The sequence below is a fragment of the Mesorhizobium carmichaelinearum genome, assembly GCF_900199455.1.
Classification (GTDB): domain Bacteria; phylum Pseudomonadota; class Alphaproteobacteria; order Rhizobiales; family Rhizobiaceae; genus Mesorhizobium; species Mesorhizobium carmichaelinearum.
Map to the genome: position 1 here is coordinate 1 of NZ_FZQR01000073.1, position 9,246 is coordinate 9,246.

Sequence of the window (9,246 nt, forward strand, 5' to 3'; positions counted from 1 at the left end):
GCCCCGATCCTTGATCAATCTCACCGCCTCAAGCTTGAACTCGCGGCTGAACTTCCTTCTTTGCATTCCCACTCTCCAGTTCCGTTAAACACCTTATCTCGGTGTCCACGAAACCGGCAGCAGGCCATTCCTCTCCGGCGAGACGCTGCATGGTCTGGCCAGGCGACACAAGCTAGCGCGTAACCTGATCCGTATCTGGGTCCAGAAATACGAGGCCGGCGCCTTCGACGAGGATGTGGCGGCGGCCGAAACGATGCAGACCTATGAGGCGCGGATCGCCGCGCTGGAGCGGCTGGTAGGCCGGCAAGCCTTGGAAATCGAGTTTCTAAAGGGGGCTCTGAAAAGCGCACCACGTCCCAGAAGCGGGCCTACATCCGTGATCACCGGCCCCGCGGTGTCTGCATCGCTGAAGGATGCCGGCTGATGGGGATCGCGCGATCAACCTACTACGATCAGCCCGAAACCGCTGTGGATGACACCGCGCTCGTCGAGACGATGGGTGAGATCTCCGACAGCTTCGAAGCCTACGGCTATCGCCGCATGCAGGCGGCACTGCGGCAGCGCGGCATCGTCGTGAACCACAAGAAGGTCAGACGGTTGATGCGCGAGCATGATCTGCAGCCCAGGATCAGGCGACGCTTCATCGCCACCACGGACAGCGATCATGAATGGCCGATCTTCCCGAACCTGGCGAAGGACGTTTCACTCGACGGCCCGAACCGGCTTTGGGTAAGCGACATAACCTACGTGGCGATTGCGGCGGGCTTCGTCTACGTCGCGGTCATTTTAGATGCCTGGTCACGCAAGGTCGTTGGTTACGCCATCGGCCGGTCGATCGACGTGCGCTTGACCGTTGCAGCATTGAAGGCGGCAATCGAACGGCGAAAGCCACCGCCGGGCTGCGTCCATCACTCGGACCGAGGCGCGCAATATGCCGCACGCCTCTACCGCAATCTTCTCGCCGAGCACGATCTTATTGGATCGATGGGGCGGCGTGGCAATCCCTACGATAATGCGAAAGCGGAAAGCTTCATGAAGACGATGAAGGTCGAAGCCATCTATCCGATGGCCTATGAAACCTTCACCGACGTCGCTGAGGATCTTCCCCGCTTCATTGATGAGGTTTACAACACCCGCCGATTGCACTCAGCGCTCGGCTATCTCAGCCCGCAACAGTTCGAGAACCAACACGCCCGGCAGATGGTCAAAACTACCGCTTGATCCTGTCCGCTCCGAGGGGCGCACTCCAATAAAAGTTCCAGCTTGACCCTCCTCATATAAGCTCAACCTCACCACCGGCAGGAGCGGCATGATCCTCGATCTGATGATCGAAGCAGGCAACCCGGCCGACAGCGACCGCTTGCTACCGATGCTGAGGCGCCACATCGCCTTTTATGGTCAGGCACCGCGGCAGGCGGCCGCCGATGGAGGCTTCGCTACTCGCGCCAACTTGGCCACAGCGAAAGCGTGGGGCGTTTCCGACATGGCCTTCCACAAGAAAGCTGGCCTCAGGATCGAGGACATGGTCAGAAGCAAGTGGGTCTATCGCAAGCTGCGCAACTTCCGCGCCGGCATTGAGGCCGGCATCTCATGCCTCAAGCGCGCCTACGGTTTGGCGTGTTGCACCTGGCGCGGCCTCGATCACTTCAAGACCTACGTCTGGTCCTCGGTCGTGGCCTACAACCTCGTCATCTTCACCCGCCTCAAGCCGACCTGAACTGTCCCCGGGTTCGCAGGTTGCCCCGCGCCGACCCATGCCGGCCGCTACCGCACGCGCCGGTGACACTATTTTGGCGACAAACAACACTCTTCGACCCGTTCGCGCCCGTAAACGCGCTTTCAATCGCGCGCAACTCATTGTAAACGCACTGAAATACCCACGTTTATGGACGGAAACTAGTCTAGCCAAAGAGATCGCCAGCATCACCTGGGCCTCGTTGGTCAGGGGAGGACCTATCAATACCATTCGCCCGCACCAAAGGTTTGCCGCAGGGAACAGCCTCCCGGCCAATGAGCCGGAACGGCAAGGAGCCTTACTTGTGATGAATCCAGCAAGATCTCGCAGCGCAAATCGGAGCATCTGACTCACTGCGCAAGAAGGCGCCAAAGTTGACTAGATGCGGTAATGGGCCGGCCTTCGCGAGCATAGCCAGGTTGGGTGGCTGTCCCTCAGAATGATGGTGTTGAAACGGAGTCCGAGCGATCGGCTCCAAACATCATGAGAGGAACAGCCATGGAACATTATGCGGGAATCGATGTCTCTCTGGAAGAGAGCAGCGTGTGCATTGTTGACGCGACCGGAACGATCATGCGCGAGGTCAAGATCGCCAGCGAGCCGGAGGCGCTGGTCCGCTATTTCGACGAACTGGAATTGTCTGTTAGTCGCATTGGGCTCGAGGCCGGGCCATTGTCGCAATGGCTGCAATCCGGGCTTGTGGCCGCCGGACGCGATGCGGTTTTGCTCGAGACGCGGCACGTGAAGGCGGCGCTCTCGGCTATGACGGTGAAGACCGACCGGAAAGATACACGCGGGATCGCCCAACTGCTGCGGATGGGATGGTACCGTCCGGTTCATGCCAAATCGGTGACTTGCAAGGATGGCCGAGCCCTTCTTGTTGGACGCAAGCTTCTGCAAGGCAAACTTCTCGACGTCGAACTTAGCATCCGCGGGATCTTGCGCGGCTATGGGCTGAAGGTCGGAGAGGTCAGTCGTGGAAAGTTTGAGACGCGCATCCGGGAGCTGACAGCAGGGCACGTCACTTTGGAGACGATGATTGGTGCGATGCTGGCGGCGCGGATGGCGTTGTGGTGCGAGTTCACCAAACTCCATCGCGAGATGCTGAAGATCGCGCGCGCTGATAAGGTCTGCCGGAGATTGATGAGCACACTTGGCGTTGGGGCCTTGGTCGCCCTGACCTATCGCTCGGCGGTGGACGACCCGATGCGGTTTGGAAAATCCAGTACGGTCGGAGCCTACTTCGGGCTTACGCCCAAAAAATATCAATCCGGTGAGACCGATCGGGACGGTGGTGTCAGCAAGGTCGGCGACGCCATGGTGCGAACAGCGCTCTTTGAAGCGGCGCACATCATGTTGACGCGTGCGACCCGCTTCTCGAGCCTTAAACACTGGGCGCTCGACGTGGCCAAACGCCGGGGCATGAAGCGTGCCAAGGTAGCCCTTGCCCGCAAGTTGGGCGTCGTGCTCGATCGTATGTGGGTGGATGCGACCGACTTCCGCCGGAGCAAGGCCGCTACGACTGTATAGGAGGTAGAGGAGGTTCGGAGCGATCCGAAACGGCATCGCTTCTACAGAGGTCCCGTCGTTGGGACGAGGGTTTGGCAAGGTCGTGTGTAGTGCTGTGAATGCTTGGGCAAACCACGCTTCCTCGATTGACCTGCCGGCTCTGGATCTTATGGCATAGTGTGGCGGCCTTCGCGCGGACCACGGACAGAAGCATGATCCTGGCGACGAGATATCGTTCAGAGGGGACTTGACGAACGAAGGCCCATTACAGAAGCATTACAGTTGCGTATTCACCTGTAGTCTGAATCTATAGGTCTCCATGATTCGGAGATCATGGATGACGGGTGCATCAATCGTGACGACGCTGGAACTGTGGACATCGTCGCTGCGTGACGTGAAGGCCGGTATGCGCGGACTGTTTACGCAGGAGCGAGTTGCGGCGTCGGCGAGCCTTTTCCTGGACGGCTTGCTGGGTGACGAGCGCCGTAAGACAGGTTGGATGCGCGCAGAGGCGGCCGGTGATTCCGGCCCGTGGCGGCAACAGGCCATTCTGGGTCGCGGACGCTGGGACGCAGACGGACTTCGCGACATTGTGCGAGAGTATGTTGTAGAGCACCTCGCCACAGATGATGCGGTCCTTGTCATCGATGAGACCGGCTTCCTCACGCAGGGCGAGGCATCCTGCGGAGTTGTTCACCGGCCCCCGGCCTGTTCCTGCTCGAGCCGGCGGGCGACCAGGCGATTGTCGGGATCGACGGCGCGATAGCGCCGCTCGGCGCGGTCGACGGCACAATGCGCCCGCTCGACGTCCAGCCGCCATTGCTTGAGTGCCGCCTCGCGGTCGTTCTCAAGCCGCTCGGCCGCCTCAAGTGTGGCGGCTAGGCGCACCGGTTCGAGTGCCTAAGGAAGCCGCCACCACGGCTTCATCGATCTGCACGCCGCCGACATTGAGGCAATAGACGCCGCGTCCTTCCGCGATGACTTGACGGCGCCGGGGCCATCCGTCGCGCTTTCGGCTATCTCCCGGTCAAGGATTGCCAGGTCCCTCGGCAAGCCGATCGAGTTCGCGCACGTGCCGCTCGATCGCAGCACGTTCATCATCGGGCACCGGCTGGCGCATCAGCCAGGCGCGACCGCGACCATTGAATAGATCGGCATGCGGGCACTTCGAGATCAGATGAGCGTGCAGGATCGCATGCACCTCGTTCTTGATCCGGGTGCGATGCCGCACTGGTAGCGGCGCGCGACGAGCCAGCGCATCCGCTCGGTGGCGGCATCCGGCGTCCATATCTCCGGCAAGTAGCCAGCCGCACAAAGGCTGGCCAAGGTGCCCGCATCGATCTTGTCGGTCTTCACATGGGCGGCATGGGCGATCGCCTTCACCTGCAGCGGATTGGCAATCACCACCCGCTTAACGAAGGGCGACAGCACCCGGGCCACCGCCATGCAGTTGCCGGTCGCCTCGATCACCACCTCGTTCCGTCGCCAAAAGGCTCTTGCCTAAGCCTTCCGGCGCCGTGGGGCCGTGTCGACACGGCCCCAAGGCGAAGCTTGCCGTCCTCCCAGAAAACCACCTCACCGAAGGTGCGGTGGTTTTCGATTCCGATTACACGTCGCATTCCTCTGTCTCCTCTCGATCAGTCAAAGGGGAGCGGCGGGCGACACGACAACTACGGTTTCGCGCTCACGGCGCAACCGGTCGAGTCGCCGAGGCGGCCAGCTACTAACACGAGCTCGCAGCTTATCGTGTAAATCGGCCTGCCCGCACCTTCGTGCTCCCGGTGCCTCTGTCCCGGATGGTCGCACCATACGCCGCGATCGCGAAAACCGCAGCCCGGACATCGGCACCAAGAATCTCATACCGGTTACCAATGCCATCGAGGCACTGAACTCGAAGCTCAGGGGCCATTCCCCAGCGACGAAGCCGCCACCAAGCTGCTTTATCTGATCTTGAACCGGTCCGAGAAAGAGTGGAAAATGCCGCCACGTGAGTGGTCCATGGCCAAGGCCCAGTTCGCCGTCATCTTCGGCGAGCGCTTCATCAAGGCTGCCATGGCGGCGTAATGTTCAACCGCCGGAGCGCACACGGAAATCCTGACAGTCCCGGGCGAGTGCTTTCCGCGCCCCCCCGTCCTTCAAAGGATCCCAGTGACAAAGCCGAAGAGGGCGCCACACAGATTGTGGGCAACTCTCACGAACCGGGAAACCTCCCCAGGTGCGCCGAAGCGTCCGCTCCCGTCTTCAGCGCGGTTGTTCAATCCCTTGTGCGACCAGAGCTGTACTTTCAGGCATCACCTGCCGCCTTGCCGCCAGCGCAACTTTGAGAGGCGATCATCCACCATTCAGCGCTTCGTCTCGACCTTCTCCGCCCTGCGCGACCTCTTCGTTCCATAGCTCAAGACACTCCCCGTTTGTAATCCATCTCTACCCATGTGATGCAATGGCGGAACGCCGTGACTGCGCTCTGGCGACGGCAACGCACACCCCGCTTCAGCGCGTTCGTACGCAGACATGCCGACTCGAGTGCTGGTTGGCCTGCCGCACGATGGCCAGCGGTGTATCTCTCGCAAAATTACCTCCTGCGGCGTCAGATGGAGCTTTTTCCGTACCTTATATCAGCTTTACAACTTCTTCATCAAAACATCACAAAGCCATGGCGCGTATACCCGCAGGTGTTCCCCGCATAATCAACTACTTGCCGCCATCTCTTGCACTCCCGTCGCAACGTTGACGAGAAATCTCTATATGATAGTCTTCGTTCAACCGTTTGATGAGACGCAGAAGGTCAACCAATGGTCGGATGTATTTTGACGTTAGCCGCATTTCGTGTCTGCCAGGAGCAGGGCGTAAACGATGGAACGGGGATCGTCTGGCGGTAAGAACAGCGGAGTTTTGCTCAGCAGACCCGGTTCGACTCCAAGTCCCTCAACAGTTCGGGACATCGCTATTTTAATTGCCGGCTCCTTGGAAGCTCCATAGCGAAAGAGGTTGCCGCTGACTTCAACACTTTGGCGATGCGGAGGGCCCAGGCCCAAGAGTGGGCGACAAGTGGGAAGTTAGCAACCAGAATGACTGCGATTGCGCGAAGGAGACAATGTATGCACCTTATACTGGAGCGCTTGGCCGCCAAGATAAAGCAAACCGATATTGTTCAGCAGTCTTCCAGACAGTTCTGTATTGAACATATGTTTGATCCTGACTTTCATGGTGAGTTCGTGCCGTGCCTTCCCGGCGACGACGCCTATGAGTTTATCGGCCACAGCGATGCAATGTTTCCCGACGGGGGCGGCCTGACAGAAAAGACCGCGCACCGGCAAAAACCGGATGGTCGCCTGCTCCGGGTGGACATGAGTGATACGTTCAGTACGGCTCAAATAACGGCCAACGATATCCGCACTATTCTGGACCAGTTTAATGATACCGTAAAGGTACTCTCACTTGACTGTTTCGATACGCTGCTATGGCGCAAGACAGCGACACCTAAAGACGTTTTCGCCGTGCTGGCCGCCAATCCCGTTGCGCGAAGCTTGGGGATAACTCCTCACCAACGCATTAGCGCTGCTGCGCGTGCCTATCGAGCGAAGGCTTTAGAGAACGGATTCGGGGAGATCGATATCAGTGATATTTATCAGCCTTTTACATCGCTTTCTGGTGAGGAACGGGAGCTTTTGGTCGAGACGGAAATCCTGACCGAAATGAATGTTTGCTATGCATTCTCACCGTGCGTAGAACTGATCAGGCTGGCGCACTCCCGTGGTATCAAAATTGTCGTCGTGAGCGATACGTATTTGCGCAAAAACGAGTTAAGGCGCCTCTTGGCTCGGCATTTGCCAGCAGACGTTATGCAGGCAATCAGCAAGATTTACTGCTCTGTCGATTATGGGACGCCGAAGAGCCATGCCCTTTTTCAGGTTGTAATCAAAGAGTGTGGCGTGCCCGCCTCGCAAATACTTCATATCGGAGATAATGACGTATCCGATGCCCAAGCGCCGCGGAAATTGGGCGTACGTGCGCTGCATTTCCGGCCGTTTGATCACGAGGCCGCAGACTTTTTGCGCCTACAGAACGCCGCATCTTCGTTGATCGTACTCGAACAGGCCGCACCGGAAACAGTTTTGCAGCCCCGCTATAGTCCATTTCGACCGGTTTTTTCTGTCGCAAACCTGCGGCCGTACAATCCTGAGACAGTGATCGGCTACATGTCGTTTGGTCCGGTGCTATATGCCTATGCTCGTTTTCTTATGGACGAGGTGGAGGCACTACAACAGCAGGGCAAGCGAGTAAGGGTCTTTTTTCTGTTGCGTGATGCTTATCTTCTTTCAGCTGCGTGTGAAGCCTATGCGCGCAAGCCCGTCGGCAAGCTGATACGAATCCGCAAATTCATTGCTATTGCGGTCTCTTTCAAAACCCGCGCCGACGTCGATTATTACATCAGGGGAATCGAACTCCAATTTGACAATCTTCATGCCACTGCAAAACAGCTTTTGCTTCCGCCTGAAGTGACGGAATTGTTAATACGGATCGCCCATCAATCTGACGATCCAAAAACGGCGTTCCATCAGTTGCTGCACGACGAGGACGTGTTGGAGTTGATATTCAAGAACTCCGCTGCCTTGCGCGCCCGCTTAATGCGCTATATGTCAAAGGAATTGGAATTGGAGGAAGGCGATACGGTCATCTTGGCAGACATAGGCTATATTGGTCGAACGCAGGAATATTTAGTTCGTACCTTCAAGGAAGAGCTGAAGGTCGACATAGTTGGCTGCTATTTAGTTGCCTCCGACGAACCTTATCGAGCGGTGAACAGCAAAGCACTCATTACGTCACCATGGTGGAATTACACTTTATTTGAGCAATGCTGCGCTTTCAAAGAAGGGACCGTCGTGGACTATGATATGGACGGCGAGCCAATTCTTGGTTCAACCAAGGTTAGTGAAAGTCAGTACAATAAGGTTGCCAGTGTTCAAGGCGAATGCTTGCGGTTCATCAATGATGCGAGGACGTTTTTTACCGGGTCAGGTGTGACGCACGAGTATTCGATTTTGCAGCAGACCGCCCATGCAGCACTATTTCGTCATGCCTACATGCCTATTGAAGCGGAGTTGGAATATTTCAAGGACTTCCAGCACGACAAGTTTATGGGACCACATCGTAACAAGACGATCTATCATCTAGAAAGTGCTTGGAAGAATGTGAGGTGCCTGCCATCACCTTATCGGCTGGGTGCATATGAAACGCGTAGCTTGGGGCTCGACTTCACATTCAGCGGCCTGGTGCAAAGAAGATTTCAACTTGATCTAGGCCCAGAAGATATGAATGTGCGTTTTGCGCCTTTGAAAGTCTCGATAGGCAGCACACACGAGTCCAACGTCTTCTTGCTCAGAGCACACCATCTGCATGACGGATATTTCTCCATCATGCTGCCATATGTAAGCGGTACCAGTGTGAAACTGCTTTTGGGGGAGCATTACGAATGGTTGCAAATCTCAGATATACAAATGAATAGCGGTGCAAGAAGCATATCTAGCAATGTGTCGAGCTCTCTCGATCTTGAAGAAATCAACCGTCAGGGAGAGATTTACCGGTGCCTGTCACAGGCAAGTGTCGCGACAATACCTCCCGTGGATTTGCGACAGGTCAAAACGCCTCATTACTATCATATAATCTTTCGCCCGTTGGTTTCGAGGGCATCTGATCCACCGCTGAGGCCAGGTGCCTCGCAATAGAGGAGGGAAATTCATGCCCGCTCGCGCAGCGCTGGTTCACTGTCTTCGGCGGATAACGTGCACGCGGCGGCGACGATCGACTCGGGATTGTTCATATCCTATGAGAAGTGACCGGCGCGGTGGCAAAGTTAGATCGTGAAAACGTAATTACATGGGGTAATCGCGGGAGCCGCGTCCACGTGCCGCTTTGTAGCCCTTGCGCATAGGCGGCGGTTGTTCCCCGATATGATGAAAAACGGGCTCACGAGTCGGACCCGGGCCCAGCAGCAATCGGAG

6 protein-coding genes and 3 pseudogenes are annotated in these 9,246 nt (G+C 57.2%); 7 read left to right on the plus strand and 2 right to left on the minus strand.

What is annotated here, in order from left to right; all coding sequences use genetic code 11:
- Positions 1 to 253: 253 nt before the first annotated feature.
- The 5 genes and pseudogenes from CKW40_RS45685 to CKW40_RS41360 form a co-directional block, all read left to right on the plus strand.
- Positions 254 to 424 carry a hypothetical protein gene (locus CKW40_RS45685; RefSeq protein WP_342202978.1) on the plus strand — a complete coding sequence of 57 codons (171 nt, stop codon included), beginning with the start codon at positions 254 to 256 and terminating at the stop codon, positions 422 to 424.
- Entirely contained in the window at positions 403 to 1,221 is an 819-nt protein-coding gene (locus CKW40_RS41345; RefSeq protein WP_244571545.1) for an IS3 family transposase, read from the plus strand. Before CKW40_RS45685 ends, CKW40_RS41345 begins: the two co-directional genes overlap by 22 nt.
- Positions 1,222 to 1,276: 55 nt before the next feature.
- Positions 1,277 to 1,717 (plus strand): annotated as a pseudogene (locus CKW40_RS41350) (transposase); the annotation flags it as partial.
- Between the two features lie 516 nt (positions 1,718 to 2,233).
- Complete coding sequence (locus CKW40_RS41355) at positions 2,234 to 3,265, plus strand: IS110 family RNA-guided transposase (protein ID WP_095205281.1); 1,032 nt, start codon at positions 2,234 to 2,236, stop codon at positions 3,263 to 3,265.
- A gap of 298 nt (positions 3,266 to 3,563) precedes the next feature.
- A pseudogene (locus CKW40_RS41360) lies at positions 3,564 to 3,944 on the plus strand (transposase); the annotation flags it as partial.
- Here CKW40_RS41360 and CKW40_RS44280 read toward each other — a convergent pair.
- A complete protein-coding gene (locus tag CKW40_RS44280) occupies positions 3,938 to 4,132 on the minus strand; it encodes a hypothetical protein (protein WP_179298311.1) in 195 nt (64 codons plus the stop codon). The pseudogene CKW40_RS41360 and the gene CKW40_RS44280 overlap by 7 nt on opposite strands.
- A 285-nt stretch (positions 4,133 to 4,417) precedes the next feature.
- The gene (locus tag CKW40_RS45185) at positions 4,418 to 4,714 is read right to left on the minus strand and encodes an IS110 family transposase (protein ID WP_244571543.1); all 297 of its coding nucleotides are present in this window, start codon (positions 4,712 to 4,714) and stop codon (positions 4,418 to 4,420) included.
- Positions 4,715 to 5,102: 388 nt separating this feature from the next.
- Between CKW40_RS45185 and CKW40_RS41370 the strand changes: the two are divergent.
- Positions 5,103 to 5,308: pseudogene (locus CKW40_RS41370) on the plus strand (IS256 family transposase); the annotation flags it as partial.
- A 1,034-nt stretch (positions 5,309 to 6,342) separates the two neighbouring features.
- The gene (locus tag CKW40_RS41375) at positions 6,343 to 8,970 is read left to right on the plus strand and encodes an HAD family hydrolase (RefSeq protein WP_095205282.1); all 2,628 of its coding nucleotides are present in this window, start codon (positions 6,343 to 6,345) and stop codon (positions 8,968 to 8,970) included.
- Positions 8,971 to 9,246 lie beyond the last annotated feature (276 nt).

What these genes read in the sequence shown, in the direction of transcription:
- CKW40_RS41355 (WP_095205281.1), top strand. Translation starts at nt 2,234, where the DNA reads ATGGAACATTATGCGGGAATCGATGTCTCTCTGGAAGAGAGCAGCGTG.
- CKW40_RS41375 (WP_095205282.1), top strand. Translation starts at nt 6,343, where the DNA reads ATGCACCTTATACTGGAGCGCTTGGCCGCCAAGATAAAGCAAACCGAT.
- CKW40_RS45685 (WP_342202978.1), top strand. Translation starts at nt 254, where the DNA reads ATGCAGACCTATGAGGCGCGGATCGCCGCGCTGGAGCGGCTGGTAGGC.